Consider the following 23,501-nt stretch of genomic DNA (forward strand, 5'->3'; position numbering starts at 1 on the left):
TTATGGTGGCCGTCGATACGCTCGAACGGAGAGTGGATGGATGGTCTCGCGGGTGAATACGGCGGGCTGAGCAGGCGTGGGCTGCTCGGGCTCGGCGCTGCGGGTGTGATGGCCGCGGCGCTGCCCGGTTGCGGCGGTGACGATCCGGAGCGGGGGCCGAGGCGGACCACCGGTCCGCCGGACGTTCTCGCGCTCGCCATCGACGCCTATATCTTCGGCTATCCGATGATCATGCTGGACATGTTGCGGGCGGCGAGCGGGCCGACGAACACCGTCGATCACAGCGGGCTGCCCGATCCGGACACCCGCGTCGCCCGGCTCAGCCACGACATGGTCTATTCGCAGGCCTGGCTCGACCTCGCCGACGAGCCGCTGGTGCTGCAGATACCGGGGATGGAACCCGGCCGGTTCTGGCTGTTCCAGGTGCTCGACGGGTGGGCCAACACCGTGCACGATCTGACCAGCGAAGATCCACGCACCTCCGCCGATGGCGCAGGGCGGCCCGACACCTACGTCATCACCGGACCGGAGTGGTCGGGCACGGTGCCCGCACATACCACCCGGTTGCGCATGCCCGCGGTGATGTCGACGATCGTGGGCCGCATCCAGATCAACGGGCCGGGAGACGCGTCCCGGGTGAGCGGCCTGCAGCAGCAGATCAAGCTGATCCCGTTGAGTGCCTGGCAACGCGGCGAATTCGACAGCACCGTGAGCCGCTTCCAGCCGATCTACCGCGGGCCGGAACCGCCGGTGAAGCGGATCGCGGCAATGGACGGCCGCACCTACCTCAATCGCCTGTGCCGGCTCCTGCTGACCACACCGCCCGCACCAGCCGACGCCCCACTGATGCGGGAACTCGCCGCGATCGGGGTGCGGCCGGGTGGCACCGTCGACGGTCAGCCCGTCGACGTGCTCGACGAGGCCGTGCGCCAGGCGAATCGCCGGATCGTCGACTGGCGCGACCCCACCGCCCGGCACGTCAACGGCTGGGAAATCCCGATCGACCTCGGCGACTACGGCACCGACTACCTGCGCCGCGCGGCGGTAGCGATGCGCTCCCCCGGCGTCGCCCCGATCCGCAACGTCCTCTACGCGACGCTCTGGTCCGCCCCCGCCACCGACGACCAGGGCCGTCCCCTGCGCTATCGCATCCGCTTCGCCCGCGACCAATGGCCACCGGTAGCCGCCTTCGCTTCCCTCACCGCCTACGACCCCCAGGGCTTCCTGGTTCCCAACCTGAACGCGATCTACGCCGTAGGCCACGTCCCCCCACCCGTGGCCGCACCCGACGGCTCGATCGATATCGCCGTCCAATTCGAGGACCCACGCCCCCGCGTCCCCACCGGAAACTGGCTCCCCATCCCACCCACCGGCGACTTCTCCCTCACCCTCCGCCTCTACGCCCCGAAAGAAGCAGCTCTCGACGGCACGTGGCAGCCGCCGCCGATGACGCTCGCGGACTGAACCGGGGGACGGAAGCCGGCGGGGTGTCAGCCTTCGTTGGCCATGGCGGCGATGAGGGAGTTGGGGCGCATGTCGAGCCAGTGGGCTTCGACGTACTGGAGGCAGGAGGTGCGGGTGGCGGCGCCGAAGGCTACGGTCCAGCCGCCGGGGACGGCGGCGAAGGTGGGCCAGAGGGAGTGTTCGCCTTCGGCGTTGACCAGGACGTAGAACTGGGCGTTCTCGTCGTCGAACGGATTGCTCATCGGATTTTCCTTTCGGCGGGGGTGCTGAGGTCGAAGGAGTCGCTCGGGGCGTCGGGGTCGGCGGTGAGCAGGCCGAGTGCGCGGGAGAAGCGACGCAGCAGGGTGGCGGCGGTGCGGTCGTCGAAACGGTCTGTGCTGTATTCGATTTCGAGGCCGAGATTGCCGTCGGGGTCGGCGTTGGCGGAGACGATGAAGTGCACGCCGTCGGCCACGGTCGAGCCGTCGAAGCGCATCGCGGTGAGTTCGAGGCCGGGGACGTCGAAGGCGCCGGTGTCGAGGTAGCTCAGTGTCACCTCACCCAGCGGGCCGGTGACCGCGCACGATTCGCTGGTGGCTGCGGTGGCCGAGGCGACCACGGGATCCGGCTCGGCACAGAGGATTTCGGAGAGGGTGGTGGCGCCGGCGACGGCGGCGCCTGCCTGCCAGGCGAGCAGGACCGTCATCGCCGCTCTGACCACCGCGAACGGCGGGACCGCGTGCCTGCGGGACAATTCGGCGATCCGCGCGCCGATCCCGGCACCGATCCGGGCTCGCATGCTCGCGCCGCACACCGGGAACGATTCCAGTGCACCGGTCTTCAGCAGGTCGACGGAACCGAGGCGAACCAATGCCGCTGTGGTGCCGTCGATTTCCCAGCGCGCCAGCTCGCCGGTGCGGAACATGCGTTCCCCGGGGATCCCGAACGGGTTCGACACGAAACGATCGGCGGTCGCCACCGGGTCGTCGCGATATCCGCGGGCCAGTTGCGCGCCGGACAGGTACAGCTCCCCCACGACGCCAGGGCTCGTGGGCCGCAGACGCGGGTCGAGCACATAGACGCGGCGGTTCCATTCGCGGACCCGCACGGCGGGCGGCTCGGGAGTGTCGGTGCGCGGTGCGGGCGGGTAGGTGAGGGTGACGGTGGCCTCGGCCCGGCCGTAGTCGTGGTGCAGCCGGGCGCCCGTCACCGCGCCGAAGGCACGGACCTCGGCCGCGGTGAGCGGCGCACCGAGGACGACGACGCTGCGCAGCGAGACGATCTCGGCGCGCAGGCCTGCCCGGTGGACGTGCTCGGTGAAGGCGGCCAGGCGCTGCGGGGTGAAGTCGGCCGTGGTCACGCCGTAGTCGGCGACCAGGCCGGCTAACCGGACCGGATCGGGTGGTTCGGTGAGGACGACGGTCGCGCCGACCCGCAGGGGCAGCACATAGCCGTGCCATTCGGTGACCTCGCCGATGGCCGCCTGATGCAGATAGACGTCGCGGTTGGTGAAGGCGTGGCGGCCCTGGATGCCGGTCAGCCGGTGCATCGCGGCGATGTGGCTGATCGTGATGCCCTGGGTCGCGCCGTGCGGGTACAGCACGAACGCGGGATGCTCCGGCAGCACGGGCGCGCGGCGTTCGGCGCGGGTGATCGGTTCGTCGGAGTAGTCGGCGAGCGGCGCCTCGTCGACGACGACGGCCGGAATGTCGTACAGCGCCACGTGATCGCGGTCGCGCACGGTCAGCACCAGTGCGGGGTTCGCGACCGGCGGTAAGACGGCCGTCGCGGTGTCGACGGGTACGACGGCGCCGCCCGCTTTGAGGACGGCGTACATCGCGACGATCAGTTCCACCGAGCGCGGAACATCCACGAGCACCGCTGATTCCGGACCGACGCCGAGCGCGGTCAGGTGCCGGGCCAGCTGGTTGGTGCGCCGGTCCAGGTCACCGTAGGTGATGATCGAGGCCGGGTCACCCGTGCTCGGGGTGTACACGACCGCCGGGTCGAAAGGGGTCGCGGCGGCCTGCGCTTCGAATTCGTCGAGCAGCAGTTCGCCGGGGAGCCCGCCCGGGCGCGGCGCCTCGGACCCGAGCTGGTCGCGATCGTCGACGCGGCCGATGAACTCGAGTTCGGCGGTCCAGCCGTCGCCCGGCGGCCTGCGGCGCACGAGGTCGCCGGTGGCGAACATCCGGTCGTCGACCGGGCCGATCGGGTTGGCCAGGAAGGTGGCCGCGGTGGCTTGCCTGCCCAGGTATCCGCGCGCCAATTGCACACCGGAGACATAGAGTTCGCCGACTTCACCGTCGGGGACCGGGCACAGGTGCTCGTCGAGGATCAGCAGTTCGACGTCGTCGGCGGCCGAGCCGAGCGGCACCACCTCGAGGTCGGCGCCGGTGACCTCGTGGGCAACGACCTCACCCGCGGTCTCGGGCCTGCCGTAGACGTGCCACAGGGTCGCGCCGCTCACGGCGCGCAGGGCGGCGGCGGTCTTGACGGGCAGTGGTGCGCCGCAGCTGAGCACGATGCGCAGGGAATCGAGGCGCTCTTCGGCATCGGGCAGCGCGGCGAGCGCGGCGAGCTGATCGGGATCGAAACAGGCTGCGGTGACGCCGGTCTCGGAGATCGAGCGGGCGAGCGAGGCACCCGTCGGGAGGACGAGGGTGGCGCCGGTCTGCAGGGCGAGCAGCATCTCCCCCACCGTCGCCTGACCGGACAGTGGCGCGTGCCAGAGCACGGCGTCACCGGGGCCGACGCCGCAGAGCCGCTGCCGCCACACCGAATTCGCCTGGGCGGCACGGTGTCCGACGACGACCGCGCTCGCCGCCGCCACATCGACCACGAGGTAGGCCGGATTGTCGGCCCCCGGTCCCGGTAGCTCGTCGGCCGCGACGTCACCGCTGGGTTCGGTGTCGATCGCCAGTGCCGGGACACCGTTCGGATGGGGTGTGTCCGGCGCGGTGATCATCAGAACGGGTGCCGCCAGCGATACCGTGCGCTGCCGCACGTCGGTGGGGGCGTCCGGATCGAGCAGGACGAACGCGCCGCCTGCGGCGATCACCGCGTGCACGGCGACGACGAGCTCGACCGAGCGCGGCAGCGACACCGCGACGGTGGTCTCCGGTCCGACGCCGCGTGCGGCCAGGCAGGCCGCCAGCGCGTCGACCCGTTCGCCGAGCTCGCCGTAACTGAGCTCGGTCGCACCGTCACGCACCGCGACAGCGTCGGGGTCGTGGCGGAGCTGGGTGGTGAAAGCGGCGAGCAGCGTCGCCGGGTCACGCCTGCGCTCGTCCTCGGGGTCACGCAGCAGCGCGTCGATCGAGACAGCGGCCGTGACCGAATCCGTGTGCGACATCAGAGTTGTCCTTCCGTGTCGTCAGCCGACCCCGACCCGGCGATCACCGCGGCGGCATCGGTCACCAGTGTTTGCAAAGTGGTGGTGAGTCCGGACGCACCGAGAGCGGCGAGCACACCGGGCACCAGCCCGGCCAGCGCGACGTTCACCAGCGCTTCGGGTTTCATCGCGGCGCCCATCGCCTTGCTCACCGCGGTGAGCTTGGCGTCGAGCGCTTCGAACGAGATGGCGTGCTCGCCGTGCGCGAATGCCACGGTCGCCGGCGCGAGCCGGGCCGCCGAGCCGACGAGGCCCGGCAGATCGGCAATGGTGTAGGCGCGCGGACGCGGTGTCTGTTCCGCGTCGGTGCGCACGTCGATCGCCCGCACCACCACGGCCGGGTCGGCCGCGACGGCCGCAAGGACCTTGCGGAACCGTTCGGCCAGTATCCGGATGGTGGATGCGTCGAAAAGATCTGTGGCGTAACCGAAGTACACGTCGAGTCCGTCGAGTGCGCCGTCGGTGTCGTAGCGCTGGAGGGCCGTCAAATGCAGGTCGAACTTGGCTTCGCCGAGTCCGGGGTCCAGCGTCCGCACGTGCAGCCCGGGTAGCTCGATGCCTCCCGGTGGCATGTTCTGGAAGGTGAGCATGACCTGGAACAGCGGGGTGTAGGCGCCCGAGCGGGCCCGGCCCATGGCATCGACGACCTGCTCGAACGGGACGTCGGCGTGCGTGATGGCGGCGAGGTCACGTCGCCTGGCCTGGGCGAGCAGGTCGGTGAACGGCGCTCGCGAGTTCACTTCGGTGCGCAGGACGACGGTGTTGACGAACATGCCGACCAGGTCGTCGAGTTCGCGAGCGCCGCGGCCTGCGACCGGTGCGCCGATGGTGATGTCGGCGCTGCCGGACTGCTTGGCCAGCAGCACCGCCAAGGCGCTGTGCACCAGCGTGAACAGGGTGGTGCCGTTGGCGCGGGCCACCTCGTCGAGACGGCGGGTGAGCTCGGCGTCGACCTCGAACTGTTCAGCCGCACCGCGCATCTCACGCCGGGTGGCCCTTGGTCGGTCGGTGGGCAGCGCGAGGAGTTCGGGCGCACCGGCCAGTTCGCGGGTCCAGTAGCTCAGCTGCTGGGTGAGCACGCTGTCCGGGTCGCTGTCCGTGCCGAGCAGCTCGTGCTGCCAGGCGCTGAAGTCGCCGTACTGGATTTCCAGTGGCGCCCAGCCGGGTTCGCGGCCTTCGGTGCGATCGACATAGGCGCGCACCAGGTCCCGGGTGAGCGGGGCGATGGAGTAGCCGTCGGCGCTGATGTGGTGCACCACGACGACGAGGACGTGATCGCCCGCGCCCAGGCCGTAGAGCGCCACCCGGACCGGCGGTGCGGCCATGATGTCGAACGGCTGCGCGACCAGGGCGGCGATCCTGGCCTCGACGTCGGCGGGCGAGACCGGGATCGGGGTCAGTTCGACCGCGGCGGACCAGGCGGGCATCACCTGCTGGACCGGCCCCGCCGCGGTGTCGGGGTAGCGGGTACGCAGGGTGTCGTGGCGGGCCAGCAGGTCGCCGACCGCCGACTGCAGGGCGGGCAGGTCGAGGTCGCCGGTGAGACGGATGGCGGCCGGGATGTGATAGGCCGCCGACTGGGGCGAGAGCTGGTGCAGCACCCACATGCGCTGCTGCGCGGGCGAGAGCACCGCGGGCCCGTCACCGGTGCGCCGGGTCAGCGGCGGACGGGCGATCGAGCGATCGATGCTGCCGAGCCGTTCGGCCAGCGCGGCCACGGTCGGGGCGTCGAACACCGCGGCCACCGGCACCTGCGCGCCCAGCGCCGCGCCGAGCCGGGCAGCCAGGCGGGTCGCCATCAGCGAGTTGCCGCCGAGGGCGAAGAAGTCGTCGTCCAGGCCTGCGCTCGCGCAGCCGATCACCTCGACGAAGGTCTGCGCGACCAGCTGTTCGGTCGCGGTGACCGGCGCGCGGAAGGCCGCCTCCGCGAACTCCGGCTCGGGCAGCCGGGCCCGGTCGACCTTGCCGTTGGCATTGAGCGGCAACGCGTCGAGTACGACCAGCGCGGCAGGCACCATGTACGCGGGCAGCTCAGCGGCGAGTTCACCCCGCAGCCGGGCGGCGATCGCCGGCTCGTCGCCGGGGGTCAGATCGGCGACAGCGGCGTAGGCGATCAGGCGCGAACCGGCCCGCTCATCGGTCTTGGCGATCGCCACCGCGGCACGCACTCCCGCGCACCGCAGCAATGCCGTCTCGACCTCGCCGAGCTCGATCCGGAATCCACCGATCTTCACCTGGAAGTCGGCGCGCTCCAGGTACTCGAGGGTGCCATCGGCACGCCAGCGGACGATGTCGCCGGTGCGGTACATCCGCGAACCGTGGGCAGGCGAGGTCGCCGCAGCGCCTGCGTCCGCCCTAGCGGTGAAAATTGCTGTGTCTGTGGCTGTTCCACCTGCGGTAGTCGAGGCGACCGTAGTCGCGGATACGGGCGAGCCGAGAGCGGCGGTCGATGCCGCGCCACGTGCAGGAGCCCCGAACGGGTTGGCGACGAAGCGGTCGGCGGTGAGGGCCTGGCGGCCGTGGTAGCCGCGCGCCAGTTGATCACCGGCCAGGTAGAGCTCACCCGCGACCCCGATGGGTACGGGGCGAAGGCGGGCGTCGAGGACGTAGAGGGCGCTGTTCCAGGCGGGGGTGCCGATCGGAACCGCGTGCGTGGGGTCTTGTGCCACTTCGTATTCGGTGATGGACACTGCCGCCTCGGTCGGCCCGTACAGGTTGTGCAGGCGGGCCGCTGCGCCACAGGCGCGGAACTGGGCGGCGGTGGTGGCGGGTAGCGCTTCGCCGATCGCGAGGACGGCGCGTAAGGAGTCCGGCAGTCCGGCTTCGGTGGCCAGCAGCATGCCGACCAGCGACGGAACCGCGTGCAGGACCGTGACGCCGTGGCGGGACATGGTGGTGCGCAAACGATCCGGATCGCGTTCGTCGCCGGGGCGGGTGACGATCAGGGCGCCACCGGAGGTCAGGGGTGACCAGAACTCCCATACCGACAGGTCGAAGGTGGCGGGGGTCTTCAGCAGGACGCGGTCGGCCCCGGTCATGGTGAAGCGGTCGTGTAGCCAGGCCAGCTGGTTGACGATCGCGGCGTGCGGCATGGTGACGCCCTTGGGCAGACCGGTCGAGCCGGAGGTGAAGATCACATAGGCGGGGTGCTCGGGGCGCAGTGGTGCGGTGCGTTCGGCATCGGAGACCGGGTGGTCCGAGAGTCCGTGCAGCGCAAGGTGGTCCAGTTCGAACACCGGCACATCGACGGTGAGCGGAAGACCGTCGCCCGCGGTGGTCAGCACGCACAGCGGGGCCGCGGTGGACACGATGTAGGCGATCCGGTCGACCGGGTGATCGGGGTCGATCGGCACGTAGGCGCCGCCCGCACGCACGACGGCGTGCATGGCGATCACCAGGTCGAGACCGCGCCGCATGGCCAGCACGACGGTGCGTTCCGGGCCGACGCCTTCGGCGATCAGCAGCCGGGCGATCCGGTTGACACGGCCGTCGAAGGCGGCGTAGTCGAGCGATTCGCCGGTCTCGCCGTCCACCAGCGCGAGCGCATCGGGGGTGGCGGCGGCCTGGCGGGCGCCGAGGTCGGCCAGGGTGGTCCGCTCGACCGGGTGCGCGGTGGCGTTCCAGGTGTCGAGCACCAGGGTGCGGTCGGCGCCGAGCAGATCGAGATCGCCGACGACGGTTTCCGGTGCGGCGGTGACGGATTCGAGCACCCGGCGCAGCTGATCGGCGAACCGCTCGGCAGTGTCCGCGTCGAAGAGGTCGGTCGCGTAGCCCAGCGCCATCTCGATACCGGCGGGTGCGCCGTCGGCGGTGTAGTGATCGAGCGCGAACAGATGCAGGTCGAATTGGGCGACGCCGGAATCGAATTCGATGTCGGAGACGGTCAGTCCCGGCAGCTCGAGCTGACCGCGCTCATGGTTCTGGAACGAGTAGCCGACCTGGAACAGCGGGTGCCGGGCGGTGGAGCGGGCCGGGTTGAGGACCTCGACCAGGCGCTCGAACGGCACATCCGCGTGGGAGAACGCGGCGATGTCGGCGGCGCGGGCGGCGCCGAGCAGGTCGGTAAAAGGCGCATCGGCCGCGACCTGGGTGCGCAGCACCAGGGTGTTGACGAACATGCCGATGACCTCGTCGAGCTCGGCTTCGCCACGGCCCGCGTTGGGGGTGCCGACGGCGATGTCGGCGGTTCCCGAGAGGCGAGCCAGCAGGGCGGCGAAGGCCGCGTGCACCACCATGAACAGGGTGGCGCCCGTGCCGCGGCCAAGGGCGACGAGCGCGGCGTGCAGGTCGGCGTCGACGGTGAAACTCACCTTGTCGCCGCGCAGGCTCTGCCGGGCCGGGCGGGGCCGGTCGGTGGGCAGGGTCAGCTGATCGGGCAGTTCGGCCAGCTGGGTCTGCCAGTAGCTGACCTGCTGGGCGGCAACGGATTCCGGGTCGGCTTCGTCACCGAGCAGCTCGCGCTGCCACAGCGCGTAGTCGGCGAACTGCACCGCGGGCGGCGTCCAGCAGGGCGCGGTGTCGGCGAGGCGCGCGGTGTAAGCGCGCATCAGGTCGGCGACGAACGGTGCGATCGACGAGCCGTCGGCGGCGATGTGGTGCAGGACGGCGGCGAGCACGAATTCGCCCGCGATGGTTCCACCGGATCCGGAGGTGGAGGTGGAGGTGGAGGTAACCATGCCGGTGCCCTCCCCGCCACCCGTGCCGGTGCCGATGGCGGTGCCGACGGTGGCGGTGGCGGCGGTGGCGGTGGCGGTGGCGGTGGCGGTGGCGGTGGCGGAGCGTGACCCCGCTTGGCCCTCGGGAGCATCACCGCCGGATACAGCGCTCACCTGGAACAGGCGCAGCCGGACCGGGATCTCGGCGGTGACGTCGAAGGTGGTCGCGGCCAGGTCGCGGATCGCGCCGGGCAGCTCGGCCTCGGTGACAGCGATCCGCTCGAGCGACGGAATCGCTTGAGCGGCAGTCATGATGGACTGCACGGGCGCCCCGTCGAACTCCGGGTACACCGTCCGCAGCGATTCGTGGCGGGCGACCAGATCGCCCACCGCGGCTCGCAGCGCGGCGACATCGAGATCACCGGACAGGCGCAGCGCGAACGGGATGTTGTAGGCCACCGAGGCGCGGTCGAAACGGTTCAGGAACCACATCCGCTGCTGTGCGGGCGAGAGCGGCAGCTGCTCGGGACGGGCCCGGCCGACCAGCGCGGGACGGTCGACCTTCGCCTGCGCGTCCACGGCCGCGGCCAGCTCGCCGACGCGCGGTGTCTCGAACAGGGTCCGCACGCCGACCCGCCGGTCCAGCGCGGCGCCGATCCTGGCCACCGCCTTCGCCGCGAGCAGCGAGCTGCCGCCGAGGGCGAAGAAGTCGTCGTCGGCGCCGATCGGCTGGTCGTCGGCGGCGGTACGGCCGAGCACCTCGGCGTAGACCGCGGCGATGATCTCCTCGGTCACCGTGGCCGGCTTGCGGTAGACGGTGGTCTCGAAGACCGGAGCGGGCAGCGCGGCCCGGTCCAGCTTGCCGTTGACGGTCAGCGGAATGCGCTCGACGGGCACGACGGCGGCCGGGAGCATGTGCTCGGGCAGCGTGCGGGCCAGTTCCTGGCGGATCGCGGCGGCCTCGATGTGACCGGTGTCCGGGCCTGCGACCAGGTAGGCCACGATCCTTGGCTCGTCGACCAGGTCGGTGCGCACCAGCACCGCGACCTCGCGCGGAGCCACCGAGCTGTGCAGCAGCGCGGCTTCGATCTCGCCGAGCTCGACACGGAAACCGCGCAGGTTGACCTGCTGGTCGGCCCGGCCCAGGTACTCGAGTTCGCCGAAGGCGGTCCAGCGCGCCAGGTCACCGGAGCGGTAGGCCAGGCTGCCCGGTGCGCCGTAGGCGTCGGCGACGAATCGGCTCGCGGTCAGCGCGGGACGAGCCAGGTAGCCGCGCGCCAATTGCGCCCCGGAGACATAGATTTCGCCGGGCACGCCAACCGGAACGGGGCGCAGGCGCGAATCCAGCAGGCGCACAGTCAGTCCCGTGAGAGCACTGCCGATCACGCTGGCCGAACCGGTGTCCGGCGTGATCTCCCGATAGGAGGCGTGCACCGTGGTCTCGGTGATGCCGTACATGTTCACCAGACGCGGCGAGTGCGGGTAGCGGGCGAACCAGCCCGACAACCGCTGCGGTTCCAGCGCCTCACCACCGAAGATCACCGTACGCAGCGCGTAGTGAGCGGGCGCAGTATCCGACGGCGCCGCTCCCGAGGACCCTGCGTGGTTACGCTCCGCTACCTCCTCCGGGCCCGCCGCTCGCGGCGCAGCCAGATCGGCGGCGATGAGCTGGTAGAACGCCGACGGGGTCTGGTTGAGCACGGTCACCCGCTCGGCGAGCAGCAGTGCACGGAACTGCTCGGGCGAGCGCGAGGTGAAGTAGTCGACCAGGACCACCGAGCCGCCGGTCAGCAGCGCGCCCCACAGTTCCCAGACCGAGAAGTCGAAGGCGTAGGAGTGGAACATCGTCCACACGTCCGACGGGCCGAAGCCGAAGTGGCCGGCGCTGTTGTCCAGCAGCGCGAGGACGTTCGTGTGCGGGATCACCACGCCCTTGGGGCGGCCGGTGGAGCCGGAGGTGTAGATGACGTAGGCGGTGTTCGCCGAGGTCAGCGGCGCGCGGCGGTCCGCGTCGGTCAGCGGTGCGGCCGAGTGGCCTCTCAGGGTGTCGGCGGCGGGGTCGAGTACAGGGCCGCCGAACCAGTCGCGAGCCAGTCCGGCGCCGGCGGTGGCGATCGCGCACAGCGGACGGGCGTCGTCGAGGACGTACTCGATGCGGTCGGCCGGGTAGTTCGGGTCGATCGGCAGGTAGCCGCCGCCCGCCTTGAGCACGGCCAGCAGTGCGACGGCCAGTTCCACCGAACGCGGAAGGGCAACGGCCACCAGTGTTTCCGGGCCGACGCCGGCTCCGACGAGACGCCGGGCCAGACGGTTGGACCAGGCGTCGAGCTCACCGTAGGTGAGGGCGTCGGGGCCCGCCTTCACCGCGACGGCCTGCGGGTCGGCCGCGGCGACGTGAGCGAACCGGTCCAGCATGGTCTCGGTGTCCGAGGCCACCGAGCTGCCGGTGGTCGCCCAGTCGTGCAGGGTGCGCTGCTGTTCCTCGGCGCTGAGCAGCTGGATGTCACCGACCACGACGGTCGGATCGGCGACGACGGCGGCCAGCACCTGGGTGAACCGGCGGGCCAGCACCGCGATGCTGCCCGCGTCGAACAGATCCGTGGCGTAGGCGATTTCGATGGCCATGCCGTCGGCGCGGCCGTCGACGTCGTCGGATTCGCGGACGGTGAACTGCAGGTCGAACTTGGCGACCGCGGCGTCGAAGTCGACGGGCGCGACTGTCAGCCCGGCGGCCTCGAGCGCGGGCACGGTGAAGTTCTGCAGGACCAGTGCCACCTGGAACAGCGGGTGGCGGTTACGGGAGCGGGCCGGGTCCACCGCGTCGACGATCTGCTCGAAGGGGATGTCGGCGTGGGAGAGCGCGTCGAGGTCACCGGCGCGCACGGCGTCGAGGGTGGTCTCGAATTCGGCGCGCGGGTCGATCTGGCTGCGCAGCACGAGGGTGTTGACGAACATGCCGATCAGCCCGTCGAGCGCGGCCTCACCACGGCCGGCGACGGGGGTGCCGATGGCGATGTCGCTGCCGCCGGAGAGCCGGGCCAGCAGCACCGCCAGCGCCGCGTGCACGGTGCTGAACAGGGTGGCCTCGTGCTTGCGGGCCAGTTCACGCAGTTCACTGTGCAGATCGGAGTCGATCTGGAACCGGTGCACGCCGCCACGGAAGCTGGACTCGGCGGGGCGGGGGCGGTCGGTCGGCAGTTCCAGTTGCTCCGAGAGACCGGCCAGGCCGCGACGCCAGAACGCCAGCTGGGTGTGTGCGAGGGAGGTGGGATCGGTCGCCTCGCCGAGGTTCTCGTCCTGCCAGAGCGCGTAGTCGGCGTAGTGGATCGGCAGCGGCGACCACGCGGGGGCGGTGCCGTCGCGGCGGGCGGCGTAGGCGGTCATCAGGTCGGCGGCCAGCGGGCCGAGGGAGAAGCCGTCGGCGGCGATGTGATGGATCACCAGCACGAGGACGTGCTCGTCAGCCACGGCGAACAGTGCTGCGCGGAACGGGATTTCGGTGGTGAGGTCGAATCTGATCGCGGCGCAGGACAACAGGCGCAAGGGCAGCTCGGCCTCGGTGATCGGCTCCGGCCGCAGTACGAGGCGTGCGGCGTCGGCGATCAGCTGCTCGGCGCCTTCCGGGCCGTCCGGGTAGCTGGTGCGCAGGGTTTCGTGCCGGTCGACGACATCGGCGATGGCCGCTTCGAGCGCGGTGATGTCGAGCGCACCGGACAGGCGCAGTGCGACCGGGATGTTGTCGACGGCGTCGCCGGGGCCGTCGGCATCGGCGAGGTAGCGGTTGAGGAACCACATCCGGCGCTGCGCCGCGGACAGCGGAATCCGCTGCGGGCGTTCGCGAGTGGCCAGCGGGAGGCGACGGCCGGTGCCCCGCAGCGCGACGCACCGTTCGGCCAGGGCTGCCACGGTCGGCGCGTCGAACAGCAGTCGCACGGGCACCTGGGTGTCGAGGGCGTCGCCGAGTCGGGCGGCCACCTGGGTGGCATTGAGCGAGTTGCCACCGAGGGCGAAGAAGTCGTCGTCCAGGCCGACTTCCCGGTCGGCGGGGAAACCGAGCACGGTGGCGAACGTGATCGCCACGATCCGTTCCACCTCGGTGACCGGGGCGCGGAACACGGCGGCCTCGAAAACCGGCTCGGGCAGTGCCGAGCGGGCGAGCTTGCCGGAGGCGTTGAGCGGGAAGGCGTCGAGTTCGACGTACGCCGCGGGAACCATGTAGGCGGGCAGCGTGCGGGTGAGAGCAGCCTTCACCCCATCGGTGTCGATGTCCGTCGCCGCGACCAGATAGGCCACCAGCAGGTCGTCGCGGACGACGACCGCCGCCTGCGCGACCTCGGCCAGGTCGGCCAACGCGGCCTCGATCTCACCGAGCTCGATCCGCAGACCGCGCAGTTTCACCTGGAAATCGGTGCGGCCCAGGTACTCCAGCTCGCCGTCGGCGGTCCAGGCGACCAGGTCACCGGTGCGGTACATGCGCGAGCCCGCAGGGCTCTCGGGAGCCCCCGCAGCGGACACGGCGAACGGGTCGGCGACGAAACGGTCGGCGGTCAGGTCGGCGCGACCCGCATAGCCACGGGCGAGCTGGGCGCCGGCGAGGTAGAGCTCGCCGGGGACGCCCACCGGGACCGGCCGCAGCCGCGCGTCGAGCACGTAGACGCGGGTGTTGTGGACGGGCTCGCCGATCGGCACGGTGAGCACATCGGCGTCGACGACCTCGTGGAAGGTGACGTCGACCGCGGCCTCGGTCGGACCGTACAGGTTGTGCACAGCCGTACCGGTGTGGCGGCGCAACAGCTGAGCGGGTGCGGGCGGCAGCGCCTCACCGGACGCGAACACCATGCGCAACGACGCGCATCGTCCGGCCGCCGTACCGGTCACGTTCCCGGGGAGCGCGCTCGCCGAGGCGCCGCCCGCGACCGTCCCGATGCTCGTGTCGTCGACGAGGGCGGTCGAGGACGCGCCGAGAGCGGCGACGAACACCGACAGCATCGACGGCACGAAGTGGACGACAGTGACCGACTCGGCGTCGATCAGGTCGGCCAGGTAGGCCGGGTCTCGATGGCCGTCGGGCCGGGCCAGCACCAGCCGAGCGCCGATCTGCAAGGGCCAGAAGAACTCCCACACCGAGACGTCGAAGGTCGCCGGAGTCTTCTGCAGCACGGTGTCGGCGGCGGTGAGGCGGTAGGCGTCCTGCATCCACACCAGGCGGTTGACGATCGAGGCGTGCGAGACGACGACGCCCTTGGGCTTGCCGGTCGAGCCGGACGTGAAGATCAGATAGGCCGCATTGGCCGGTGCGAGGGTGGCGAGGCGGTCGGCATCGGTGATCGGCTCGGCCGGATAGTCGGCGGTGTCGAGCTGCTCGAACTCGAGCACCGGAACCGACGTCGTCGCGGGCAGGTCGAGTTCGTCGATCGAGCGGGTGAGGACGCAGACCGGGTCCGCCGCGTCGATGACGTCGGCGAGGCGTTCGGCCGGGTGCTCCGGGTCCAGCGGCACGTAGGCGCCGCCCGCGGCGAGCACCGCGTACATGGCGACGACCAGGTCCGTGGAGCGGTGCATGCCGATGGCCACGGTGCGGTCCGGACGGACGCCGATCGAGATCAGCAGGCGCGCGAGGCGGTTGACCCGCTCGGCGAAGTCGGCGTAGCTGAGCGATTCGTCCTCGCAGGTCAGCGCGATCGCGCCAGGGGTGCGCGCCGCCTGGGCCGCGAACAGCGAGACCAGCGTCATGGACTCGTCGACCGGGTATTCGGTGGCGTTCCAGGTGTCGAGGATGCGGGTGCGCTCCGCGGCGCCGAGGAGGTCGATGTCGCCGATCACGACGCTGGGATCGGCGGTCACCGTATCCAGCACCCGCAGCAGGCGGGTACCGAAATCTGTGATGGTCTGCGCGTCGAACAGGTCGGTGGCGTACTCGAAGCGGGCGAGCAGGCCGTCGGTGGTCTCGCGCAGGGTCAGCTGCAGGTCGAATTTGGCGGTGTAGGTGTCGATCTCGATTTCGGAAGCGGTGAGGCCCGCGAGTTCGAGTTCGGTCTGGGTGTTGTTCTGGAAGTCGAGCATCACCTGGAACAGCGGGTGCCTGGCGGTGGAGCGCTCGGGGTTGAGCGCTTCGACGAGCCGGTCGAAGGTGACATCGGTGTTGGCCAGGGCGCGCAGGTCACCGTCGCGGACGGTGCCGACGAGTTCGGCGAAGGTGGCGTCGGGGCGGATCTGGGTACGCAGCACGAGGGTGTTGACGAACATGCCGACGAGCTCGTCGAGCGCCTGATCGCCACGGCCGGCCACCGGGGTGCCGATCGAAATATCCTGCTGGCCGGACAGTTTCGCCAGGGTAGCGGCGAAGGCGGCATGCAGCACCATGAACAGCGAGGCCTGGGTGTCGGCGGCGAGCGCGCGCAGCCGGTCGGTGATCGTGGCCGGAACGGCGAAGGTGTGGCGGGCGCCGCGGCCCGAGGCGACCGCGGGGCGCGGACGATCGGCGGGCAGGGCGAGCAGGTCGGGCAGCTCGGCGAGTTCGGTTGTCCAGAAATCGATCTGGCGCGCCATCGGCGAATCGGGATCGTCCTCGGCGCCGAGTGCGGCGCGCTGCCACAGGGCGAAGTCGGCGTACTGCACCGGCAGCGGGGTCCATCGCGGTGCGGTGCCCGCGAGGTGAGCGGCGTAGGCCACCATCACGTCTCGGGTGAGCGGGGCGACCGACCAGCCGTCGGCGGCGATGTGGTGCAGCACCAGGACCAGGACGTGCTCGTCGGCGGCGGTGCGCAGCAGATGCAGGCGCACCGGCGGTTCCTGGTCGACCGCGAAGGGCACCGCGGCGACGGTACGAATCCGGTCATCGAGCGCGGCAGGGTCGACGGCTTCGGGCTCGAGCGTGATCGTCAGCTGTTCGGCGGCGAGCACCTGCTGGAAGGGGATGCCGTCGACGGACGGGTAGCGGGTACGCAGCGCCTCGTGGCGGGCGAACACCGCGGCGACCGCGGCGGTCATAGCGGCGTGGTCGAGCGTGCCGGTCAGGCGGATGGCGGCGGCGATATTGTCGGCCACCGAATCCGCGTCGAACTGGTTGAGGAACCACATGCGCTGCTGCGCGTAGGACAGCGGAATCCGTTGCGGGCGTTGCCCTGCCACCAGCGGCAGCCGGGCCGGTGCCGTCTCGCCCGTGCCGAGGCGGGCCGCGAGCGCGGTGACCGTCGGCGCCTCGAACAGCACCTTCAGCGACACCGTCACACCGAGCGCGGCGCCGAGGCGCGCGACCACCTGGGTGGCGACCAGCGAGTTGCCGCCGAGCGCGAAGAAGTCGTCGTCGGTGCCGACCCGCTCGACACCGAGCACCTCGCCGAACACCTGCGCAACCACGGTCTCGGCACCCGCGGCGGGCGCACGGAACGCACGAGCGGCGAACACCGGCTCGGGCAGCGCACGGCGGTCGAGCTTGCCGCCCGGGGTGAGCGGCAGCGCGTCGATGACGACGAACGCGGACGGCACCATGTGCGCGGCGAGGGACCCGCGCAGGGCGGTCTCGATCGCCACGACATCGACCTCGGGCTGCACAATCTCGCGTGGCGCGACCGCCTCGACACCGATGCCGGGCGTCTCCACACCCTTTCGCGACACATCAGAGTCAGAGTCCACTTCGGCATCGACACCGGCCGACCCACGGTCGTGCGACGAATTCGCGTTCGCAACGACCCCGATTCCGTTGGCCCTGAAACCTTCTCGCGCATCGGCGGCCCCGCGCAATGCGGCGTCGGCGTTGACGGGCACCAGGTACGCGACCAGCTGGTCACCTCTGTGCGCGTCGGCGCGAACCAGCACGACCGCCTGGCGCACCGACGGCTGGGCGAGCAGGGCGGCTTCGATCTCGCCCAGTTCGATGCGGAAGCCGCGGAGTTTCACCTGGTCGTCGTTGCGGCCCAGGTATTCCAGGGTGCCCTCGGCGGTCCAGCGGACCAGGTCACCGGTGCGGTACATGCGCACGCCCGGCTCCCACGGGCAGGCGACGAAGCGGCCTGCGGTGAGGGCGGCGCGGCTGCGGTAGCCGCGGGCCACCTGCGCGCCCGCGACATACAGCTCACCCGGGACGCCGGCGGGGACCGGCTGCATCCGGTCGTCGAGGACCCACTGGGCGATGCCGCGCAGCGGGGTGCCGAGGGTCAGTGGCGCGTGCGCGGACAGCGGGGCGCTGATATTGGTGGCGACCGTCGTCTCGGAGGGGCCGTAGGCGTTGACGAACGCGCGGGGCACGGCGCCCTCGGTCCAGCGGGCGACCAGGTCGGGCGGGCAGGCTTCGCCGCCGACCATCACCATGCGCAGGTCGTCGAGCTGCGCGGGATCGAGCACCGCCAGACCCGACGGGGTCATCAGGGCGTGGGTGACCCGCTCCTCGGCCAGCAATCGCGCGAGGTCGGCGCCCACGTGACGGCCCATCGGCGCGATCACCAGGGTGGCGGCGGAATTCACCGCGAGCAGCAGCTCCATCACGGAGATGTCGAACGAGGGCGACCCGACCTGCAGCACCCGCGCGTCGGGGGTGCCGAACATGCGGTCGGTCTCTTCGGCGGCGAACCCGGCGATGCCTGCCTGGGTCACCAGCACGCCCTTGGGCAGGCCGGTGGAGCCGGAGGTGTAGATGACGTAGGCCAGATGCTGGGTGCGCAGCGGCCGCACCCGGTCGGCGTCGGTGACGGGATCGCTGGAGCGGGCGGCGCAGTCGGCCATCAGCTTCAGCTCGTCGAGGACGAGCCAATCGGCCGGGCCAGGCAGTGCGTCCTGCGCCGCCGACACCGTAAGACCTACTCGCGCACCGGAATCGGTCACCATATGGGTGATCCGCTCGAGCGGGTAGCTCGGGTCGACGGGCAGCCAGGCGGCACCGGCCTTGGCGATGGCCCACACCGCGAGCACCGACTCGATCGAGCGCGGAATACCCACCGCGACAATGTCATCGGGGCCGACACCGCCGTCGATGAGCACCCGCGCCAGCCGGGAGGACGCCCGGTCGAGTTCCCGGTAGGTGAGGCCGCGGTCGCCGTCGGTGACCGCGACCCGATCATGGTCGGCCGCGACGGCGGCGGCGAGGAGGTCGGGAAGCAGACCGGTGGCGGTGACGGGTGCGCCGCGCATGCCGGTCAGGCGCGCCTGTTCGGCCGCCGACAGCAGTGGAAGATCACCGACCGGCGTCTCCGGTGCGGACACCGCCGCGCCGAGCAGGCGCACGAAACGCGCGCCGAGGTAGACGATCTCGGCATCGTCGAACAGGTCGGTGGCGTAGAGGGCGACGGCGTCGATGCCCGCGGCTTCGCCTGCGGCACCGCGCCGTTCGGCGAGGGTGATCTGCAGGTCGAACTTGGTGATGTCGAGTTCGATCTCGTGCACCGACACCGGGGCGCCGCCGAGCTCGAAGCTGGTGTCGAGTACGGCCTGGAAATTCAGTGCCACCTGGAACAGCGGGTGCCGAGACTGCGAACGAGCGGGGTTCACCACGTCGACCAGCCGGTCGAACGGGACCGTGGCGTGCGCGAACGCGGCGAGGTCGGTCTCGCGGGTGTGTTCCAGTACCGCGGTGAAGCTCGCGGCCGGGTCGATCTCGGTACGCAGCACTAGGGTGTTGACGAACATGCCGATCAGATCGTCGATCGCCCGGTCGCCGCGGCCCGCGACGCCCGTGCCGATCGCGATGTCGGTGGTGCCGCCGAGCCGGGCCAGCAGCACGGCCAGCGCCGTGTGCAGCACCATGAACAGCGACGCCCCCGCCTGGTTGGCCAGCTCGGACAGCTGCCGGTGCAGGCCGGCGCCGATGGTGAAGCCGGTCCGGGCGCCGCGCATGCTCGGCTCGACCGGACGCGGCCGCGCCGACGGAAGTTCCAGCTGATCGGGCAGACCCGCCAGAGTTCGCTCCCAGAAAGCGATTTCGCGGGCGGCCAGCGACTGCGGATCGGTTTCCACCCCGAGCAGTTCGCGCTGCCACAGCGCGTAGTCGGCGTACTGCACACTCAGCGGCGCCCAGCCTGGCTCGATGCCCGCGGTGGCGGCCTGGTAGGCGGTGAGCACATCGCGCACCAGCACCTGCAGCGAAACACCGTCGGCCGCGATGTGATGCAGGACGACCGCAAGCGCGCACTCGTACGGTTCATCCGTGACGACGAAGATGTGCGCGCGGAACGGCGCCTCGCGTTCGAGATCGAAACCGGCGCAGGCGAATCGGGCGAGTTCGGCGTCCAGGTCGACGGCGGCGACCGTGGTCGGCTCACCGATCCGCACGATCCCGGCGTCACACACGACCTGCTCGGCCACCTCGCCGCCGGGCACATCCACCGCGGGGAACACGGTGCGCAGCGCCTCGTGCCGCCCGACGACGGCGGTCAGCGCGTCGACGAGCGCGGACAGATTCGCGGTGCCGCGCAGCCGGACCACGAACGGCATGTTGTAGCCGGGCGCCGACGGATCGAACCGATTGAGGAACCAGATCCGCTGCTGCGCGGGTGAGAGCGGGATCAGCGCGGGACGCGGACGCGCCGCCAGCACCGGCAGCTGGGCGGAGATCCCGGCGTCGGCGCGCTCGGCGATCGCGGCGGCCAGCCGGGCGGGGGTGGTCGCGCCGAAAAGATCGCGCACGCCGAGCCGGCAGCCGAGGTCGGCGCCGAGCCGAGCCGCCACCTGGGTCGCGACCAGGCTGTTGCCGCCCAGCGCGAAGAAGTCGTCGTCGCGGCCGATCCGGTCGAGCCCGAGGACCTCGCCGAACACCCTGGCCACCGTCTGCTCCACCGGGCCGACCGGCTCGGCGTAGGCGACAACGATACGGGCGGGGGCGGGCAGCGCCTTGCGATCCAGCTTGCCGGAGGCGTTCACCGGCAGAGCGTCGAGCAGCACGAACGCGGCGGGCACCATGTACCCGGGCAGCGCGCGCAACGCCGCCTCCCGCAGCTGCTCGACCGCGACCGTGCCCGGCTCGGATTCCACGACATAGGCGACGAGCTGTTCGCCGACACCGGCATCGCCGCGGACGACGACCACCGCGCGCACCGCGCCCTCGACGCCTTCGAGCACGGCTTCGATCTCGCCGAGCTCGATCCGCAGACCACGCAGCTTCACCTGGAAGTCGGTGCGGCCCAGGTATTCCAGTTCCCCGTTGGTCGTCCAGCGCACCAGGTCACCGGTGCGGTACATCCGCGCACCCGGCGCGGTCGGGTCGGCGACGAAGCGGCCCGCGGTGAGCTCGGGACGTCCGACATAACCCCGGGCGAGCTGTACCCCCGACAGATACAGCTCACCCGAAGCCCCGACCGGTACCGGCCGCAGCCGCGAGTCGAGAACATGGAGCCGGGTGTTGAACACCGGCGCGCCGATCGGCACCGTGACCCGGTCGGCGTCGTTCACCTCGTGGAAGGTGACATCGACGGCGGCTTCGGTCGGGCCGTAGAGGTTGTGCAGCCGCGCTCCGGTGAGCAGCCGCAGCCGCTGCGCCAGTGCAGCGGGCAGTGCCTCGCCCGAGGCGAAGACCAGTCGCAGCGAGGTGCGCTCGGCGATCTCCTGCTGGGCGAGAAAGGCTTCCAGCATCGATGGTACGAAATGCGCGACCGTGACGCCGTATTCGCCGATCACCTTACGCAGGTACCCGGGATCGCGATGACCGTCCGGCTCGGCGAGCAGCAGCGTCGCGCCGATCTGCAAGGGCCAGAAGAACTCCCACACCGAAACATCGAATGTCATCGGGGTCTTCTGCAGCACCACGTCGATGCCGTGCAGCCGGTAGCTGTGCTGCATCCACACCAGCCGGTTGACGATCGCGGCGTGCTCGACCGCGACGCCCTTGGGCAGGCCGGTGGAGCCGGAGGTGAAGATGACGTAGGCGGGATGACCGGGGCGCAGCGGTGCGGCGCGCTCGGCATCGGTCAGCGAGGTGTCGGCACAGCCGCTGAGATCGAGAGCGTCCACGGCCAGCACCGGCAGCGCGTCGGCGCCGGGCGCACCGTCGCGGGTGGTGGTCAGGACGGCGGCCGGTGCGGCAATGCCGAGGATGTGCGCGATGCGCTCGGCCGGATGATCCGGGTCGATCGGCACGTAGGCCGCGCCCGCGGCGAGGACCGCGTACATCGCGACGACCAGGTCCGGCGAACGCCGAATGCTCAGCGCCACCAGCGATTCCGGGCCGATGCCGTCGGCGCGCAGCCGCCGGGCCAGCCGGTTGACCCGCTGGGCCAGCTCGCCGTAGGTCATGGTCGCGTCGTCGTCGCCCGCCATCCGCACCGCGACGGCGTCGGGCGTGCGGGCGACCTGCGCTTCGAACAGCGCGGGCAGCGTCGCGGCGGCCACGCGGCGCTCGGCCAGCGCGGCCTCGACGTCGAAGGTGGTCGCGTTCCAGATCTTGGTGCTGACCTCCAGTTCCAGCTCGGTCGCCACCTCGACGGCGGCGATCGAAGTGTCCAGGTCGGCGGCCGAGAGGCGCTCGAGGAAGCCGAGGAACCGGCTGTGGTGGCGGGCCAGGGTGTCGGCGTCGTAGAGGTTGGGGTTGGCCTCGAAGTCGACGTGCACGCGATCGCGGTCGCCGTAGTAGACGTTGAGGCTCAGGTCCTCGATCGGGCCGGTGGACAGCACCCGGTAGCGGCCGGTGGTGGTGCCGAGGGTGAGGTCGCTGCGAAAGAGCATGAAGTTGGCGAGCGGGCCGAACAGCGCGCGCCGGGCGGGGCGGCCGTCGTCCTCGGCGTCGCGGCGGATGTCCTCGGCGCGGTAGCGCTGATGCCGCAGCGCACCGGCCACCTCCACCCGCGCCGCGCGCAGCAGCTCACCCCACGTGGTGGTGGCGCCCGCCGCGCCGGTGGGCAGGCGCAGCGGCACGATATTGGACAGCATGCCCGCCGAGCGGCGCATCACCGCGGTGGTGCGGGCGGTGACGGGCAGGCTCAGCACCGCGTCCGGGGTGTCGGTGAGCCGGCCGAGGTAGGCGGCGAAGGCGGCGAGCAGCACCGCCGAGATGGTCGAATCATCGCTGGCGGCAATGGTTTCCAGCCGATCGACCAGCTTTTCCGAGAGGCGTCCGCCGGTCACCAGGTTGATCGCGGCGCGCGGGGCGGTGCGGGTGTCGAGCCCGGTCGGGCTGTCCAGGCCCGCGATGCGCTCGGCCCAGTGTTCGCGGTCGCCCGCGAACCGGGTGCTCTCGCGGTAGCGCTGTTCGCCCTCGACGAGTTCGGCCAGGTCACCGGGCACGACCTCGCGTGCCTGGGTGCCGAGCACGCGGGCGGTGTAGAGCTCGGCGATGCGCTGGGAGTTGGTGAAGGCGCCGTAGCCGTCGAGCACGATGTGGTGTCCGCGCAGGTACCAGAACCAGCGCGCCTCGCCGACCCGCAGCACCGCACCCGCCACCAGCCGGTCGGTGAGCAGGTCGATCGGGGCGCCGAATTCCGCGCGCATCCACTCATGCGCGGCGGCGACCGGGTCGTCGTGGTGGCGCAGATCGATCAGCGGCAGCTCGGTCTCGACCGGGATGGTGTGGTCGACGACCTGGTACGGGACGCCGTCGGATTCGCCGATGCGCACCAGCGGGGAGCCGTAGGCGTGCGCAGCCTCGGCCGTGACCTGTTGCAGCACAGCGGCATCCAGCGCACCGGTGATGTCGACGTACTGGGCGATGGTGATCGGGACATCGGGGTCGAGCAGCTGTGCGTACCAGACACCCAGCTGGGCGGGGGTCAGCGGGAACGGCGCCGACGCGGCCTCCGCTTCCTGTGGTCGCGCGCTGAACCCACCCAACTCCGTACCGTGCACCAGAGCCTCCTCGAATCGCGAAAAAACAGCAGACCGAACGTTTTTCGGGCAGCACGAAGACACCTGGCGTACTCCGTGAGACCGAGAAATTCGGCATGAGCGCAGTGGGCGTGACGCCACACTCGCGCAGGATCCCCGACAGATCATGTGGACGAGATCGACGACCGGTCGGCCGTCGGCGCGACAGACGGTTCGTGTCCGTCGCGGTGCCTAGCTGTTGATCGTTCCTCCAACATCGCGGCCGC

4 protein-coding genes are annotated in these 23,501 nt (G+C 71.1%); 1 reads left to right on the forward strand and 3 read right to left on the reverse strand.

What is annotated here, in order from left to right:
* Positions 1–36: 36 nt before the first annotated feature.
* Positions 37–1,464: a DUF1254 domain-containing protein gene (locus ACWF9G_RS18140; protein ID WP_452516554.1), complete on the forward strand. Its 1,428-nt coding sequence runs from the start codon at positions 37–39 to the stop codon at positions 1,462–1,464.
* Between the two features lie 26 nt (positions 1,465–1,490).
* Here the strand turns inward: ACWF9G_RS18140 and ACWF9G_RS18145 are convergent, their stop codons facing one another.
* The 3 genes from ACWF9G_RS18145 to ACWF9G_RS18155 are packed head-to-tail and all read right to left on the reverse strand — an operon-like array spanning position 1,491 to position 23,256.
* Complete coding sequence (locus ACWF9G_RS18145; RefSeq protein ID WP_308426088.1) at positions 1,491–1,706, reverse strand: MbtH family protein; 216 nt, start codon at positions 1,704–1,706, stop codon at positions 1,491–1,493.
* The gene (locus ACWF9G_RS18150; protein ID WP_452516556.1) at positions 1,703–4,798 is read right to left on the reverse strand and encodes an AMP-binding protein; all 3,096 of its coding nucleotides are present in this window, start codon (positions 4,796–4,798) and stop codon (positions 1,703–1,705) included. The genes ACWF9G_RS18145 and ACWF9G_RS18150 overlap by 4 nt, the downstream gene beginning before the upstream one ends.
* Positions 4,798–23,256 (reverse strand): non-ribosomal peptide synthase/polyketide synthase, encoded by an 18,459-nt coding sequence (locus ACWF9G_RS18155; protein WP_452516558.1) that lies wholly within the window; start codon positions 23,254–23,256, stop codon positions 4,798–4,800. The genes ACWF9G_RS18150 and ACWF9G_RS18155 overlap by 1 nt, the downstream gene beginning before the upstream one ends.
* Between the last annotated feature and the right edge of the window lie 245 nt (positions 23,257–23,501).

Source organism: Nocardia sp. NPDC055029, assembly GCF_053608525.1.